This window comes from Cognatilysobacter xinjiangensis (assembly GCF_014651995.1).
Lineage (GTDB): Bacteria > Pseudomonadota > Gammaproteobacteria > Xanthomonadales > Xanthomonadaceae > Cognatilysobacter > Cognatilysobacter xinjiangensis.
The window spans coordinates 1-16,304 of record NZ_BMXY01000007.1; the positions used below are offsets into that span (position 1 = coordinate 1).

12 protein-coding genes, 1 tRNA gene and 1 pseudogene are annotated in these 16,304 nt (G+C 65.9%); all 14 read right to left on the bottom strand.

Annotated elements, in window-relative coordinates:
- Positions 1 to 88 (bottom strand): GTP-binding protein (locus IE066_RS14620; protein ID WP_033473206.1); only part of this gene is annotated, 88 nt, incomplete at its 3' end.
- A gap of 64 nt (positions 89 to 152) precedes the next feature.
- A complete protein-coding gene (gene fusA, locus IE066_RS14625; RefSeq protein WP_189451273.1) occupies positions 153 to 2,243 on the bottom strand; it encodes an elongation factor G in 2,091 nt (696 codons plus the stop codon).
- Between the two features lie 110 nt (positions 2,244 to 2,353).
- Complete coding sequence (gene rpsG, locus IE066_RS14630; protein ID WP_189451274.1) at positions 2,354 to 2,821, bottom strand: 30S ribosomal protein S7; 468 nt, start codon at positions 2,819 to 2,821, stop codon at positions 2,354 to 2,356.
- A 47-nt stretch (positions 2,822 to 2,868) separates the two neighbouring features.
- Positions 2,869 to 3,205: pseudogene (gene rpsL / locus IE066_RS14635) on the bottom strand (30S ribosomal protein S12).
- 308 nt (positions 3,206 to 3,513) lie between these two features.
- Positions 3,514 to 7,734, bottom strand: coding sequence for a DNA-directed RNA polymerase subunit beta' (gene rpoC, locus IE066_RS14640; protein ID WP_189451275.1), 4,221 nt, complete (start codon positions 7,732 to 7,734; stop codon positions 3,514 to 3,516).
- Between the two features lie 79 nt (positions 7,735 to 7,813).
- Positions 7,814 to 11,965 carry a DNA-directed RNA polymerase subunit beta gene (gene rpoB / locus IE066_RS14645; RefSeq protein ID WP_189451276.1) on the bottom strand — a complete coding sequence of 1,384 codons (4,152 nt, stop codon included), beginning with the start codon at positions 11,963 to 11,965 and terminating at the stop codon, positions 7,814 to 7,816.
- A gap of 386 nt (positions 11,966 to 12,351) precedes the next feature.
- On the bottom strand, positions 12,352 to 12,720 hold the full coding sequence (rplL, locus tag IE066_RS14650; RefSeq protein WP_115647031.1) for a 50S ribosomal protein L7/L12: 369 nt from the start codon (positions 12,718 to 12,720) through the stop codon (positions 12,352 to 12,354).
- A 56-nt stretch (positions 12,721 to 12,776) separates the two neighbouring features.
- Positions 12,777 to 13,316: a 50S ribosomal protein L10 gene (gene rplJ / locus IE066_RS14655; protein WP_189451277.1), complete on the bottom strand. Its 540-nt coding sequence runs from the start codon at positions 13,314 to 13,316 to the stop codon at positions 12,777 to 12,779.
- Positions 13,317 to 13,635: 319 nt separating this feature from the next.
- Positions 13,636 to 14,334 (bottom strand): 50S ribosomal protein L1, encoded by a 699-nt coding sequence (rplA, locus tag IE066_RS14660; RefSeq protein ID WP_189451278.1) that lies wholly within the window; start codon positions 14,332 to 14,334, stop codon positions 13,636 to 13,638.
- Positions 14,335 to 14,338: 4 nt separating this feature from the next.
- The gene (rplK, locus tag IE066_RS14665; protein ID WP_189451279.1) at positions 14,339 to 14,767 is read right to left on the bottom strand and encodes a 50S ribosomal protein L11; all 429 of its coding nucleotides are present in this window, start codon (positions 14,765 to 14,767) and stop codon (positions 14,339 to 14,341) included.
- Between the two features lie 158 nt (positions 14,768 to 14,925).
- Positions 14,926 to 15,498 carry a transcription termination/antitermination protein NusG gene (gene nusG / locus IE066_RS14670; RefSeq protein WP_189451280.1) on the bottom strand — a complete coding sequence of 191 codons (573 nt, stop codon included), beginning with the start codon at positions 15,496 to 15,498 and terminating at the stop codon, positions 14,926 to 14,928.
- 1 nt (position 15,499) lies between these two features.
- On the bottom strand, positions 15,500 to 15,889 hold the full coding sequence (gene secE, locus IE066_RS14675) for a preprotein translocase subunit SecE (protein ID WP_189451281.1): 390 nt from the start codon (positions 15,887 to 15,889) through the stop codon (positions 15,500 to 15,502).
- A gap of 90 nt (positions 15,890 to 15,979) precedes the next feature.
- A tRNA-Trp gene (locus tag IE066_RS14680) sits at positions 15,980 to 16,055 on the bottom strand.
- Positions 16,056 to 16,220: 165 nt separating this feature from the next.
- A partial coding sequence (locus tag IE066_RS14685) for an EF-Tu C-terminal domain-related protein (RefSeq protein WP_484484274.1) occupies positions 16,221 to 16,304 on the bottom strand: 84 nt, incomplete at its 5' end.

Here is a 16,304-nt window from a genome sequence, read left to right on the forward strand (position 1 = left end):
CCGTCAGCGTCGTCTTGCCGTGGTCCACGTGACCGATCGTGCCCACGTTCACGTGGGGCTTGGTGCGCTCGAACTTACCCTTCGCCATTGCAATTACCTCAGGTTTCAGTTGATCCGGTGCCCCGGGCTCGCGCCCGGGGCAGTTGGTTTCGTCAGTTCTTCTTGACCACGGATTCGGCGATGTTCGCCGGCGCTTCCGCGTAGTGGTCGAACTCCATCGTGAACGTCGCGCGGCCCTGCGACATCGAACGCAGCGACGTCGCGTAGCCGAACATCTCGCCCAGCGGGATCATCGCGTTGATGATCTTGCCCGACGGGCTGTCGTCCTGGCCCTGCAGGATGCCGCGACGACGGCTCACGTCGCCCATCACGTCACCGAGGTAATCCTCGGGGGTGACGATCTCGACCTTCATGATCGGCTCGAGCAGGACCGGCGAGGCCTTGTTGAAGCCTTCCTTGAAGCCCATCGAGCCGGCGATCTTGAACGCCATTTCGGACGAGTCGACCTCGTGGTACGAGCCGTCGACCAGGCGGACCTTGACGTCCACGATCGGGTAGCCGGCCATGATGCCATTGGCCACCGCTTCCTGGATGCCCTTGTCGACCGCGGGGATGTACTCCTTCGGCACGACGCCGCCCACGATGGCGTTCTCGAACTCGTAGCCCTTGCCCTGCTCGTTCGGCGAGATCTCCAGCCACACGTGGCCGAACTGACCCTTACCGCCCGACTGGCGCACGAACTTGCCTTCGGCCTTGACCGCCTTGCGGATGGTCTCGCGGTAGGCGACCTGCGGCTTGCCGACGTTCGCTTCCACGTTGAACTCGCGCTTCATGCGGTCGACGAGGATGTCGAGGTGCAGCTCGCCCATGCCCGAGATGATCGTCTGGCCGGATTCCTCGTCGGTGCGGACGCGGAACGAGGGATCTTCCTGGGCCAGGCGGCCCAGCGCGATGCCCATCTTTTCCTGGTCCGACTTCGACTTCGGCTCCACCGCCATCGAGATGACGGGCTCCGGGAACGTCATGCGCTCGAGCGTGATCACGGCGTCCTGGGCGCAGAGGGTGTCACCCGTGGTGACATCCTTCAGGCCGACGGCGGCGGCGATGTCGCCGGCGCGGACTTCCTTGATCTCCTCGCGCTGGTTGGCGTGCATCTGCAGGATGCGGCCCACGCGCTCCTTCTTGCCCTTGACGGGGTTGAAGACCTGGTCGCCCGAGTTCAGCACGCCCGAGTAGACGCGGAAGAACGTCAGGGCGCCGACGTACGGGTCGGTCATGATCTTGAAGGCGAGCGCCGAGAACGGCTCGGTGTCCGACGCCTTGCGGCTGTCTTCCTTCTCGTCCTCGTCGATGCCCTGCACCGGCGGGCGGTCGGCCGGCGACGGCAGCAGGTTGATGACGCCGTCGAGCATCGCCTGGACGCCCTTGTTCTTGAACGCCGTGCCGCAGAAGACCGGAACGATCTCCACGCGCAGGGTGCGCTCGCGCAGGCCCTGGATGATCTCGGCCTCGGACAGATCGCCCTCGTTGAGGTACTTGTCCATCAGCTCTTCGGACGCCTCGGCGGCGGCCTCGACCATGAAGCCGCGGGCTTCTTCGGACTTGGCCTGCAGATGCGCCGGGATGTCGCCGTACTCGAACTTCGTGCCCTGCGAAGCCGTATCCCAGTGGATCGCCTTCATCTTGAGCAGGTCGATGACGCCTTCGAAGTTGTCTTCGGCGCCGACCGGCACCTGCATCGGCACCGGGTACGCACCCAGGCGCGACTTCAGCTGCTCGACGACCTTGTCGAAGTTGGCACCGGTGCGGTCCATCTTGTTGACGAACGCCATGCGCGGCACGGCGTACTTGTTGGCCTGGCGCCACACCGTCTCCGACTGCGGCTGCACGCCGCCGACGGCGCACAGGACGAACACCGCACCGTCGAGCACGCGCAGCGAACGCTCGACTTCGATGGTGAAGTCGACGTGGCCGGGGGTGTCGATGATGTTGAAGCGGTGCTCAGGCATGGACTTGTCCATGCCCTTCCAGAACGCGGTCGTCGCGGCCGACGTGATGGTGATGCCGCGCTCCTGCTCCTGCTCCATCCAGTCCATCGTCGCGGCACCTTCGTGCACTTCGCCGATCTTGTGGCTGACGCCGGTGTAGAACAGGATGCGTTCCGACGTGGTGGTCTTGCCGGCATCGATGTGGGCCATGATGCCGAAGTTGCGGTAACGCTCGATGGGAGTGGTGCGAGCCACGGGACCCTCTCGTAAGTTTTCGGATTCTCAAATGGCCGGACGCCGCCCTGAAGGCGGCCTCCGGTGGAAGGGCGACCTACGGCCGCCCTGTCAGCGCTTGGAGCGCTGGATCACCAGCGGTAATGCGCGAAGGCCTTGTTGGCCTCGGCCATGCGATGCGTCTCTTCACGCTTCTTGATGGCGCCGCCGCGGTTCTCGCTGGCGTCGAGCAGCTCGCCGGCGAGCTTGCGCGGCATCGAGTTCTCGCCGCGCTTGCGGGCCGAATCGATCAGCCAGCGCATGGCGAGGGCCGAACGACGCGAAGCGCGCACTTCGACCGGCACCTGGTAGGTGGCGCCGCCGACGCGACGGCTCTTGACCTCGACCGCCGGAGCGACGTTGGTCAGGGCCTTCTCGACGAGTTCGAGAGCGTTCGGATTCTTCTGGCCGATGACGTCCATCGCGCCATAGACGATCTTCTCGGCGACCGACTTCTTGCCGCTCTGCATGACCATGTTGATGAAGCGGGCGATCGTCTCGCTCCCGTGCTTGGGATCGGGCAGGACCGAGCGCTGCGGGGTGGAACCTTTACGCGACATTGGCGTGTACCTCTCGTATCAGGCGACGGCGCTGTGCGCCTGTCGAATCAGGACTTCGGACGCTTGGCGCCGTACTTGGAGCGGGCCTGGCGGCGCTTGGCGACACCGGCGGCGTCGAGCGAGCCACGCACGGTGTGGTAGCGCACGCCCGGGAGGTCCTTGACGCGACCGCCGCGGATCAGCACGACCCGAGATGACCTCGTAACCGTTGGTCAGGCGCACCTTGGCGACCTTGCGGAGCGCCGAGTTCGGCTTCTTCGGGGTCGTGGTGTACACGCGGGTGCAGACGCCGCGACGCTGCGGGCAGTTCTGCAGCGCGGGAGACGTGCTCTTGTAGGTTTCAGGGCTGCGCGGCTTGCGCACCAGCTGATTGATGGTCGCCATCTGGAGCTCTTCGTGTGGGCCGTGAAGCCCGTGGTAAACGGAAGGCCGACCCGAGAGCCAGCCTGGACGAAAAAAAGCCCAGCCCGCGTGCAGCCTTACCGGCCGGACACGGGCTTGACTCGTGCAATGCGGCAGCCGCCCCGAACGAGGCGTGCGCACTGCGAAGATCCCGCCCTTCCTGGGCCCAACACGAGGCGCTCCCTGCGACCTCATTTGGTGATCTGGGGCGGCCTTGGGCTGCCCGGGTATTACTTAGCTGGCGGAGTATAGCAGGGCCGGCCCGCCCGTGGGCAAGCCGGCCCCTGCCATCACTCTTCCTCGCCGCCGGCCGCTTCGGCCTCGGCGGCCGGAGCCTCCTCGCCACCGACCGGGGCGACGAGCGTTTCCAGCTCGGCGTCGGTCAGGCCGCTGGCGTTCTTGCGGCGCTGGCTGTGGTACGCCAGGCCGGTACCCGCCGGGATCAGGCGACCGACGATCACGTTCTCCTTGAGGCCGCGCAGCGTGTCGCGGGTGCCGCGGACGGCCGCCTCGGTGAGCACGCGGGTGGTCTCCTGGAACGAGGCCGCCGAGATGAACGACTCGGTCGCCAGCGAGGCCTTGGTAATGCCGAGCAGTACCGGCTCGTACTTCACCGGGATCTCGTTGCGCGTCGTGAGGCGCTGGTTCTCCTCGATGACGCGCTGGCGCTCGACCTGCTCACCGGCCAGGAACTTGCCGTCGCCGGCGTCGCTGATCTCGACCTTGCGCAGCATCTGGCGAACGATCACCTCGATGTGCTTGTCGTTGATCTTGACGCCCTGCAGGCGGTAGACGTCCTGGATTTCCTTGGTCAGGTAAACGGCCAGCGGCTCGACGCCGAGCAGACGCAGGATGTCCTGCGGGTTCGGCTCGCCGTCCACGATCGTCTCGCCCTTCTCCACGTGTTCGCCCTCGAACACGATGATTTGGCGGTACTTCGGGATCAGCTCCTCGTGCTCGCTACCGTCGGCGTCCTTGATGATCAGGCGCTGCTTGCCCTTGGTGTCCTTGCCGAACGAGACGATGCCCGAACGCTCGGCGAGGATCGCCGGATCCTTCGGCTTGCGCGCCTCGAACAGGTCGGCGACGCGCGGCAGACCACCAGTGATGTCGCGGGTCTTCGACGCTTCCTGCGGGATCTTCGCGACGACGTCGCCCACGCCCACCGGGGCGCCGTCCTGCAGGTTCACGATCGAGCGCGGCGGCAGCATGTACTGCGCCGGCAGGTCCGTGCCCGGGATCTGCAGGTCCTTGCCGTTCGCATCGACGATGCGGACGATCGGGCGCAGATCCTTCGCCTGCGTGCCGCGACGCTTCGGATCGGTGATCTCGCTCGACGCGAGGCCGGTCAGCTCGTCGGTCTTCTGGATAACGGTGACGCCATCGATGAAGTCGATGAAGCGGATGAAGCCCGCCACTTCCGACACGATCGGGTGGTTATGCGGATCCCAGTTCGCGACCTGCTGGCCCGCCTTGATCTCCGCGCCGTCGCGCACGGTGATGGTCGCGCCGTACGGCAGCTTGTAGCGCTCGCGCTCGCGGCCATGCGAATCGAGCACCGACAGTTCGCCCGAGCGCGACACCGCGACGAGATGGCCGTTGGCGTGGTCGACGTGCTTGAGGTTGTTGAACTTGATCGTACCCGTCGTCTTCACGGTGACATTGTCGATCGCCGCCGCACGCGAAGCCGCACCACCGATGTGGAACGTACGCATGGTCAGCTGCGTGCCCGGCTCGCCGATCGACTGCGCCGCGACGACACCCACCGCCTCGCCGTGGTTGACGAGGTGGCCGCGGCCGAGGTCGCGGCCGTAGCAGTACGCGCAGACACCGAACGGCGTTTCGCAGGTGATCGTCGAACGCACCTTGATCGACTGGACCGACGCCTCCTCGAGCTTGGCGACCCAGGCTTCGTCGAGCAGCGTGTTGCGGGTGACGATCGGATCCTCGTCGTTGCCCGGCAGGAACACGTCCTCGGCCACCACGCGACCCAGCACGCGCTCGCGCAGCGGCTCGACCACGTCGCCGCCTTCGACGATCGGGGTCATCATCAGACCCTCGAGCGTGCCGCAGTCGGTTTCGGTGATGACCACGTCCTGCGCCACGTCGACGAGTCGACGGGTCAGGTAACCCGAGTTCGCCGTCTTCAGCGCGGTATCCGCGAGACCCTTACGGGCGCCGTGGGTCGAGATGAAGTACTGGAGGACGTTCAGGCCTTCGCGGAAGTTCGCGGTGATCGGCGTTTCGATGATCGAGCCGTCCGGCTTGGCCATGAGGCCGCGCATACCGGCGAGCTGACGGATCTGCGCCTGCGAACCACGCGCGCCCGAGTCGGCCATGATGTAGATCGAGTTCATCGACTTCTGCGGGACCGTCTCGCCCTTGGCGTTGGTCACGGTGTCGGTGCCGATCGCGTCCATCATCGCCTTCGCGACGCGCTCGTTGGTGCGCGACCAGATGTCGACGACCTTGTTGTAGCGCTCGCCGGCGGTGACCAGGCCCGACTGGTACTGCTCCTGGATCTCCAGCACCTCGGCCTCGGCCTCGGCGAGGATCGCCTTCTTCTCGTCCGGGATGGTCATGTCGTCGATGCCGATCGACACGCCGGCGCGCGTTGCGTACGCGAAGCCGGTGTACATCAGCTGGTCGGCGAAGATCACCGTGTCCTTGAGGCCCAGCTGGCGGTAGCAGCTGTTGATCAGGCGCGAGATGTTCTTCTTGGTCAGCTCGGTGTTGGCCAGTTCGAACGGCAGGCCTTCCGGCAGCACTTCCTGCAGCAGTGCGCGGCCGACCGTGGTGTCCACGATCGACGTGCGCTTGCTGCGCTCGCCGTCCTCGCCGATCACCGTCTCGGTGATGCGCACCTTGACCTTGGCGTGCAGCTCGACGACGCGGTTGTCGTACGCGCGCTTGACCTCGGCGACGTTCGCGAACGCCATGCCCTCGCCCTTCTTGTTCTCGAGGGCGCGGGTCATGTAGTACAGGCCGAGCACGACGTCCTGCGACGGCACGATGATCGGCTCGCCGTTCGCCGGCGACAGGATGTTGTTCGACGCCATCATCAGCGCGCGCGCTTCCAGCTGGGCTTCCAGCGAGAGCGGCACGTGCACGGCCATCTGGTCACCGTCGAAGTCGGCGTTGAACGCCGTACACACGAGCGGATGCAGCTGGATCGCCTTGCCTTCGATGAGGACCGGCTCGAACGCCTGGATGCCCAGGCGGTGCAGCGTCGGCGCGCGGTTCAGCAGCACCGGGTGCTCGCGGATGACCTCCTCGAGGATGTCCCAGACCTGCGGCTCTTCGCGCTCGACGAGCTTCTTGGCGGCCTTGATCGTCGTGGCGAGGCCACGGCGCTGCAGCTTGGAGAAGATGAAGGGCTTGAACAGCTCGAGCGCCATCTTCTTCGGCAGGCCGCACTCGTGCAGGCGCAGCGTCGGGCCGACCACGATGACCGAACGGCCCGAGTAGTCGACGCGCTTGCCGAGCAGGTTCTGGCGGAAGCGGCCCTGCTTGCCCTTGATCATGTCGGCGAGCGACTTGAGCGGGCGCTTGTTGGTGCCGGTGATCGCGCGGCCGCGGCGGCCGTTGTCCATCAGCGCGTCGACCGACTCCTGCAGCATGCGCTTCTCGTTGCGCACGATGATGTCGGGCGCATTGAGTTCGAGCAGGCGACGCAGGCGGTTGTTGCGGTTGATGACGCGGCGGTACAGGTCGTTGAGGTCCGACGTCGCGAAGCGGCCGCCGTCCAGCGGGACCAGCGGACGCAGGTCCGGCGGCAGCACCGGCAGGACGGTCATGACCATCCACTCCGGGCGGTTGCCGGACTCGATGAAGGCCTCGATCAGCTTGATGCGCTTGGTCAGGCGCTTGAGCTTGGTTTCCGAACCGGTCGAGGCGATGTCCTCGCGCAGCTGGACCATCTCGGTCTGCAGGTCGATCGTGCGCAGCAGCTCGTAGACGGCCTCGGCGCCCATCGCGGCCTCGAAGTCGTCACCGTGCTCCTGGCGCGCCTGCAGGAACTGCTCCTCGGTCAGCAGCTGGCCACGCTCCATCGGCGTCAGGCCCGGCTCCGTCACCACGAAGGCTTCGAAGTACAGGATGCGTTCGATGTCGCGCAGCGTCATGTCGAGCATCAGGCCGATGCGCGACGGAAGCGACTTCAGGAACCAGATGTGGGCGACCGGCGAGGCGAGGTCGATGTGGCCCATGCGCTCGCGGCGCACCTTGGCCAGCGTGACTTCGGTGCCGCACTTCTCGCAGACCACGCCGCGATGCTTCATGCGCTTGTACTTGCCGCACAGGCACTCGTAGTCCTTGATCGGGCCGAAGATCGCCGAGCAGAACAGGCCGTCACGCTCGGGCTTGAACGTGCGGTAGTTGATCGTCTCGGGCTTCTTCACTTCGCCGTACGACCAGGAGCGGATCAGGTCCGGCGAAGCCAGGCCGATCTTGATCGCGTCGAAGTCGATCGTCGTGCGCTGCTGGTTGAACAGGTTGAGCAGGTCTTTCATTTCAGTCTCCTAGGGAGCGATTCGCAGAGAGATGTGCGTGCTGCAGGCCGGCGCGGACGTCGCGCCGGCCGCGCGTTTCTCACTGCTCCTCGAGCTCCATGTTGATCGCCAGCGAGCGGATTTCCCTCACGAGAACGTTGAAGGACTCCGGCATGCCCGCGACCATCTCGTAGTCGCCGTCGACGATGTTCTTGTACATCTGGTTGCGGCCCTGCACGTCGTCGGACTTCACCGTCAGCATTTCCTGCAGGGTGTAGGCCGCGCCGTAGGCTTCCAGCGCCCAGACTTCCATCTCGCCGAAGCGCTGGCCACCGAACTGCGCCTTGCCGCCCAGCGGCTGCTGGGTGACGAGCGAGTACGGGCCGGTCGAACGCGCGTGCATCTTGTCGTCGACCAAGTGGTTCAGCTTCAGCATGTGCATGTAGCCGATCGTGACCGGGCGCTCGAACGCCTCGCCCGTACGACCGTCGTGCAGCACCGTCTGGCCGCTCGATGGCAGGTCCGCGAGTTCGAGCATGCGCTTGATCTCGGACTCCGCCGCGCCGTCGAAGACCGGGGTCGCCATCGGCACGCCGTCGGTCAGGTTCTTGGCGAGGCGGATCAGCTCCTCGTCGGAGAACTGCGACAGGTCGACGCGCTCACCCACCACGCCCGTGTCGTGGTTGTAGATGTCGTTGAGGAACGCGCGCAGCTCGGTCACCGCGTTCTGCGCCTGCAGCATGCGGTCGATCTTCTTGCCCAGGCCCTTTGCGGCCCAGCCAAGGTGCACCTCGAGGATCTGGCCGATGTTCATACGCGACGGCACGCCCAGCGGGTTCAGGACGATGTCGACCGTCTCGCCGCTGGCGGTGTACGGCATGTCCTCGACCGGAACGATCGTCGACACGACGCCCTTGTTGCCGTGGCGGCCCGCCATCTTGTCGCCCGGCTGGATGCGGCGCTTAACGGCCAGGAACACCTTGACCATCTTGAGTACGCCCGGGGCGAGGTCGTCGCCCTGGGTGATCTTCGCGCGCTTGTCGGCGAAACGGCGCTCGAACTCCTTCTGGTACTCCTCGATCTGCTTCTGCGCGCGCTCGATGGCCTCGACGGCCTCCTCGTCCTTCATGCGCAGCGTGAACCAGTCCTTCTTGGCGATGCTGTCGAGCACGAGGCTCGTCACCGTGTCACCCTTCTTCAGCCCGGCGCCGCCATTGGCGACCTTGCCGAGCAGCTGGCCGCGCAGGCGGTCGTAGATCGCCGCCTCGAGGATGCGGAACTGGTCGTCGAAGTCCTTCTTGACGCGACGGATCTCGTGTTCCTCGATCTGGCGCGCGCGCTTGTCCTTCTCGATGCCGTCGCGGGTGAAGACCTGCACGTCGATGACGACGCCGTCCATGCCCGGCGGCACGCGCAGCGAGCTGTCCTTCACGTCGGACGCCTTCTCGCCGAAGATCGCGCGGAGCAGCTTCTCTTCCGGCGTCAGCTGGCTCTCGCCCTTCGGCGTGACCTTGCCGACGAGGATGTCGCCTGCCCGCACTTCCGCACCGATGTACACCACACCCGACTCGTCGAGTCGGCCGAGCGCCTGCTCGGAGACGTTCGGGATGTCGGCGGTGATTTCCTCCGGCCCCAGCTTGGTGTCGCGCGCCTGGACGGTGAGCTCTTCGATGTGGATCGTCGTGTAGCGATCCTCCTCGACCACGCGCTCGGAGAGCAGGATCGAGTCCTCGAAGTTGTAGCCGTTCCACGGCATGAACGCGACCAGCATGTTCTGGCCCAGCGCGAGCTCGCCGATGTCGGTCGACGGACCGTCGGCCAGCACGTCGCCACGCTCGATTCGATCACCGACCTTCACCAGCGGACGCTGGTTGATGCAGGTGTTCTGGTTCGAACGCGTGTACTTGATCAGGTTGTAGATGTCGACGCCGGCGTCCAGGCCCTCGTTGACCTCGTTCTCGCTGACCTTGACCACGATTCGCGCGGCATCGATGGCCTCGATCACGCCACCACGGCGCGCGTTGACCGTGACACCCGAGTCACGCGCCACGGCGCGCTCGATGCCCGTGCCCACCAGCGGCTTCTGCGCACGCAGCGTCGGCACCGCCTGGCGCTGCATGTTCGCGCCCATGAGCGCGCGGTTCGCGTCGTCGTGCTCGAGGAACGGCACCAGCGCGGCTGCGACCGACACGGTCTGCATCGGCGAGACGTCCATGAAGTGGACCTCGCTCGGCGGCTTCAGCAGCGACTCGCCCTGGTAACGGCAGGCGACGAACTGCGCCGTCATGTTGCCGCTCTCGTCCTGCGGCGCATTGGCCTGGGCGATGACGTACTCGTTCTCCTCGATGGCCGAGAGGAACTCGATCTCCTCGGTCACCTTGCCGTCGACCACGCGGCGGTACGGCGTCTCGAGGAAGCCGTAGCGGTTGGTGCGCGCGAACACGGCGAGCGAGTTGATCAGGCCGATGTTCGGGCCTTCCGGCGTCTCGATGGTGCAGACGCGGCCGTAGTGCGTCGGGTGCACGTCGCGCACCTCGAAGCCGGCGCGCTCGCGGGTCAGACCGCCCGGGCCGAGGGCCGAGACGCGACGCTTGTGCGTGACTTCCGACAGCGGATTGTTCTGGTCCATGAACTGCGACAGCTGCGAGGAGCCGAAGAACTCCTTGATCGCGGCGGCCACCGGCTTGGCGTTGATGAGCTCCTGCGGCGTGAGGCCTTCGGACTCCGCCATCGACAGGCGCTCCTTGACCGCACGCTCGACGCGCACCAGGCCCACGCGGAAGGTGTTCTCGGCCATTTCGCCGACCGAACGCACGCGGCGGTTGCCGAGGTGGTCGATGTCGTCCACCACGCCACGGCCGTTGCGGATCTCGGTCAGCACGCGGATGACGTCGAGGATGTCCGACGAGTCGCCGAACAGGCCGCGCAGGCGCGCCGATTCCTCGTCCTTGCGGTCCTGGAAGTACTTCGCGTCGTACAGCACCGACGCGCCTTCGGTCTCCTTGCGACCGAGGCGGCGGTTGAACTTCATGCGGCCCACGCCCGAGAGGTCGTAGCGCTCGAAGGTGAAGAAGAGGTTGTGGAACAGGTTCTGCGCGGCGTCCTTGGTCGGCGGCTCGCCCGGGCGCATCATGCGGTAGATCTCGACCAGCGCCTCGAGCTGCGTCTTCGACGGATCGATGCGCAGCGTGTTCGAGATGTACGGGCCGCGGTCGAGGTCGTTGACCCACAGCGTGCCCACCTGGGCGATGCCGGCCTTGCGGAGCGCTTCCAGGTGGCCGTCGTTGATCTCGTCGTTCGCGCTCGCGATCAGCTCGCCCGTCTTCGTATCCATGACGTCATGCGACAGGATGCGGCCGACGAGGTAGCTGTCCGGCACGGCGAGCGCGGAGATACCCGCCTGCTCGAGCTGGCGCACGTGACGCGCGGTGACGCGACGGCCCGCCTCGACGATGACCTTGTCCCCATCAGAGAGATCGAAGTCCAGCGTTTCGCCACGCAGGCGCTCCGGCACCAGCTCCAGCTGCACACCCTCGGGGAGGATGTGGAAGGTATTGATGTCGAAGAACTGCTTCAGCATCTCCTCGTTGTTGTAGCCGAGGGCGCGCAGCAGGATGGTCACCGGCAGCTTGCGGCGACGGTCGATGCGGCAGAACACCGCGTCCTTCGGGTCGAACTCGAAGTCCAGCCACGAACCGCGGTAGGGAATGATGCGGGCGCTGTACAGCAGCTTGCCCGAGCTGTGCGTCTTGCCACGATCGTGGTCGAAGAACACGCCCGGCGAGCGGTGCAGCTGCGAAACGATGACGCGCTCGGTGCCGTTGACGATGAAGGTGCCGTTCTCGGTCATGAGCGGGATCTCGCCCATGTAGACCTCCTGCTCCTTCACGTACTTGATCGCCTTGGTCGACGACTCGCGGTCGTAGATCACCAGGCGAACGGTCACGCGCAGCGGGGCGCCATAGCTCATGCCACGGGTGCGGCACTCGCGCTCGTCGAACGCCGGCTCGCCGAGCTTGTAGCCCACGTACTCCAGCGCGGCATTGCCGCTGTAGCTGACGATCGGGAACACCGACTTCAGGGCGGCGTGCAGGCCCTTGTCCTCGCGCTTGGCGGGGTCGGTGTTCTCCTGCAGGAACTCGCGGTACGAGTCGACCTGGATGGCCAGCAGGAAGGGCACTTCGAGGATTGCGCGGCGCTTGCCGAAATCCTTGCGGATGCGCTTTTTCTCGGTGAACGAGTACGTCGTCATGGAGTTGCCTCTGAAAAGCCGGGATGCGGGACTCGGGATTGGAAATTCGCCACGGCCGCCTGGGCCGGACCTGTGTCTTGGCGAATGCTCAATCCCGAATCCCGAATCCCCGATTTGAATGAACTGTCAGTTGGAAGCCGCGGGTATTGCCGGCACCCGCACGCCCTCTGAAGCTGCTTCCAACTACCAACTCGGTTGGGTTTCTTTGCCGCTGGATCCGGGGAACGCAAGGCCCTCGTCGTCGTGTCGCCACCGGGGCGACGTTGGACAGCGGGCCGGTCGGAACGTTCCGAAAAACCGGGTCCGTCTACAACGACCGAAGGCCGGGGGCAAAAAGCCCCCAGCCTTCAGTGGGTCGCCGATGGAATCCGGCGACGCAAAGCTGCTTACTTGACCTCGACGGTCGCGCCGGCAGCTTCCAGGTCCTTCTTCATCTTCGCGGCGTCGTCCTTCGACACGCCTTCCTTCACGGTGCCACCGGCCTCCGTGAGGTCCTTCGCTTCCTTCAGGCCCAGGCCCGTGATGGCGCGGACGGCCTTGATGACCTCGACCTTCTTGTCGCCGGCCGACTTCAGGATGACGTTGAACTCGGTCTGCTCTTCGACCGGAGCCGCGGCGGCGGCCGGGCCGGCAGCCATGACCGGAGCAGCGGCGGAGACGCCGAACTTCTCTTCGATGGCCTTGACCAGGTCCATGACTTCCATCAGCGACTTGGTGGCGATGGCGTCGACGATCTGCTCGTTGGTAACGGACATTTGGATTACCTCTGGAAATTGATTTCTAAAGCGGGTTCGGGAAAGAACGTCGACGATCAGGCCGGCTCGGCTTCCGCCGGAGCCTCTTCAGCCGGCGCGGCATCGCCGCCACCCTGCTGGTCGGCCACGGCCTTGACGGCGCGCGCGAACATCGAGGCCGGCTCGGCCAGCACGCGGGCCAGCATGGCCAGCGCCTGTTCGCGGGTCGGCAGCGAGGCGAGCACGTCCACGTGGGCGGCCGGCAGCAGCTTGCCTTCCACCGAGACGACCTTCGCCTTGAGCTTGTCGTTGCCCTTGGACGCATCCTTGATCAGGCGACCGGCGGCGCCGGGCTCCTCGAGCGAGAACGCGTACAGCAGCGGACCGACCAGGGCGTCCTTGACGCACTCGAAGTCCGTGCCTTCGACGGCGCGGGACGCGAGCGTGTTCTTGACGACCTTGAGGTACACACCCGTTTCGCGAGCCTTCTTGCGCATCGCGGTCATCTGACTGACCGTGGTGCCCGCGTACTCGGCCGCGACCAGGGAGTGCGACTTGCCGGCGATTTCCGCCAGCTCCGCGACGACTTCCTGCTTCTGGGACAGTTTGAGAGCCATTGCACTCCTCCAATTGAACTCCGCGATCGGCAAGAGCCGTCGCGGGACGGGGCGGCGCCGGGTCCCTGGCACCGGGGACGCCGCGAGGGCATCCCGTGGTGGCCGTCCAGAAACGAATTTCCAGAAGGGCACCATCTACGCAGGCGGTGGATTAAGCAGTCCCGCTTCGACCGACGGCGTTTCCGTTGCCGTATTGAGCTTCCTGCCCGTCGCCGGTCGGCGCTGACCGCACCTGCGGTCTTTGACGGCCACGGCCGCGGAAGCGACCGTGCCTTCAAAAGAATCGGCCGGCGGCATCGAGCCACCGGCCTTTTGACACTTACTTCAGAGCGAGCGACGTCTGGTCGACGACCACGCCCGGACCCATGGTCGAGCTGATCGCGACCTTCTGCAGGTACTGGCCCTTCGAGGTGGCCGGCTTCGCCTTGATCAGGTCGAGCAGCAGCGCCTGGAGGTTGTCCTTCAGCTTGTCGGCGTCGAAATCGGCCTTGCCGATCGTGCAGTGAATGATACCCGCCTTGTCGGTGCGGTACCGCACCTGGCCGCCCTTGGCGTTCTTGACCGCTTCAGCCGGGTTGGCCGAAACCGTGCCGACCTTCGGGTTCGGCATCAGGCCGCGCGGGCCGAGCACCGTACCGAGCTTACCGACCACGCGCATGGCGTCCGGCGTCGCGATCACGACGTCGTAGTTGAGCTCGCCGCCCTGCATGCGCTCGGCGAGATCGTCCATGCCGACCGCATCCGCACCGGCTGCCAGGGCCTCGTCGGCCTTCGCACCGGCCGGCGCGAACACCGCGACGCGAACGGTCTTGCCGGTACCCGCCGGCAGCACGGTCGAGCCGCGCACCTGCTGGTCGGACTTCTTGGCATCGACGCCGAGGCGCACGGCCACGTCGATCGACTCGACGAACTTGGCCTTGGTAGCCGACTTCACGATGTTGATGGCGTCCTCGATGGCGTAGGCCTTACCCGGGACGACCGCGGCCTTGATGGCCTTCTGACGCTTGTTCATTGCCATGGTCTCAGCCCTCCACCACGAGACCCATCGAACGGGCCGAGCCCGCGATGGTCTTCACTGCCGCATCCAGGTCCGCCGCCGTCAGGTCGGGTTCCTTCTGCTTGGCGATGTCTTCGAGCTGGGCGCGGGTGACCTTGCCCACCTTCTCGGTGTTCGGACGCTTCGAGCCCGACTGGATGCCGGCGGCCTTCTTCAGCAGCACCGTAGCCGGGGTCGACTTGGTGACGAAGGTGAAGGTGCGGTCCGAGTAGGCCGTGATGATGACCGGGGTCGGCAGACCCGGCTCGAGCTTGGAGGTCGCGGCGTTGAACGCCTTGCAGAACTCCATGATGTTCAGGCCGCGCTGGCCGAGCGCCGGACCGACCGGCGGGGAGGGGTTGGCCTGACCGGCCTTCACCTGCAGCTTGATGTAACCGACAACCTTCTTTGCCACGATCTTTCTCCTGGAGTTCGAACGTCAGCGGTTCGCGCCGACTCCTCCTCTGGTTGGAAACGCGAAACCGGCCGCGCCGGTTTCGCCCCGCCGGCGCTATCCGGCCGAACGGCCGGATGAACAGCGGCACTTATCCGAGCAGCAGGCTCGGATAAGAATTACTTGGCCTTCTCGACCTGGCCGAACTCGAGCTCGACCGGGGTGGAGCGACCGAAGATGAGAACGGCCACGCGAAGGCGGCTCTTCTCGTAGTTGATCTCTTCGACGACGCCGTTGAAGTCGTTGAACGGGCCGTCGATGACCCGGACCATCTCACCCGGTTCGAACAGCACCTTCGGACGCGGCTTCTCGACGCCTTCCTGAACGCGCTGCAGGATCTGGTCCGCTTCGCGATCCGAAATCGGCAGCGGGCGATCGGCGGTACCGCCGATGAAGCCCATCACCTTCGGGGTTTCCTTGATGAGGTGCCAGCACTCGCTGTCGATGCGCGGGATGCCGTTCTCGTCGTTCACGGCGATCTGCACGAGCACGTAGCCCGGGAAGAACTTGCGCTCGGAACGGCGCTTCTGGCCTGCGCGCATCTCCACGACCTCCTCGGTCGGGACCAGCACTTCGCCGAACTTCTCTTCCATGCCCTCGCGGACGATGCGGTCACGCAGTGCCTGCGCCACGGACTTCTCGAAGCCCGAATAGGCATGCACCACGAACCAGCGCTTGTTGATTTCCGTCATTTCAACGCCCCAGCAGAAGCTTGACCAGCGCCTGGATCACCAGGTCGAAACCGGCGAGCAGGAGGCTGATGATCAGTACGGCGAGCATGACGACCCAGGTCGTCCGCAGGGCTTCCTGGCGCGCCGGCCAGACCACTTTGCGCAGCTCGAAGCGTGATTCGGAGAGGAACTCGCGGGTACGGCCGCCCAGCGCCGTGGTCGCGAACAGCAGGCCGCCGGCGACGACGCCCACGACGACCAGCAGCGCGCGCAGGCCGGTGGCCCAGCCCGTGAACCAGTAGAAACCGAACAGGCCCGCGCCCAGCAGCAGCAGGGCGACGACGTACTTGGCGATGTCGCCGGCGGAGGTGCCGGCCTGCATGCCGCGGTTTTGCACGACCTTGCTGTTCACGTTTTGCGAGTCCCTCGCAAAAGCCCTGCATCCCTGCGTGGACTTCGATGGTAGGTATTCGGGTCGACGGGCATCCGAAGACCGCCGAGGTGGCACGCCAGGAGGGACTCGAACCCCCAACCTGCGGTTTTGGAGACCGCTGCTCTGCCAATTGAGCTACTGGCGTATGACTCTGTGGGCGCTTCCCGAAAAGGCAACGGCGGCCTGCGCCGCCTGCCCTTCCCGCCCGGTTGTGCGAAACCGGCGCGGGCGCCGGCTTCGCGTCCGTCGCGGCTGGCGCAGGCGCCGGACCGCGTCGGGAATGCCGCCGCCGAAGCGGCGGCGACGTAGCTTACTTGATGATCTTGGCCACCACGCCGGCGCCGACGGTACGGCCGCCTTCGCGGATCGCGAAGCGCAGGCCGTCGTCCATCGC

What these genes read in the sequence shown, in the direction of transcription:
- rplA (WP_189451278.1), bottom strand. Translation starts at nt 14,334, where the DNA reads ATGGCAATGAACAAGCGTCAGAAGGCCATCAAGGCCGCGGTCGTCCCG.
- rplJ (WP_189451277.1), bottom strand. Translation starts at nt 13,316, where the DNA reads ATGGCTCTCAAACTGTCCCAGAAGCAGGAAGTCGTCGCGGAGCTGGCG.
- rpsG (WP_189451274.1), bottom strand. Translation starts at nt 2,821, where the DNA reads ATGTCGCGTAAAGGTTCCACCCCGCAGCGCTCGGTCCTGCCCGATCCC.
- rpoB (WP_189451276.1), bottom strand. Translation starts at nt 11,965, where the DNA reads ATGACGACGTACTCGTTCACCGAGAAAAAGCGCATCCGCAAGGATTTC.
- rplL (WP_115647031.1), bottom strand. Translation starts at nt 12,720, where the DNA reads ATGTCCGTTACCAACGAGCAGATCGTCGACGCCATCGCCACCAAGTCG.
- rpoC (WP_189451275.1), bottom strand. Translation starts at nt 7,734, where the DNA reads ATGAAAGACCTGCTCAACCTGTTCAACCAGCAGCGCACGACGATCGAC.
- nusG (WP_189451280.1), bottom strand. Translation starts at nt 15,498, where the DNA reads ATGACGGAAATCAACAAGCGCTGGTTCGTGGTGCATGCCTATTCGGGC.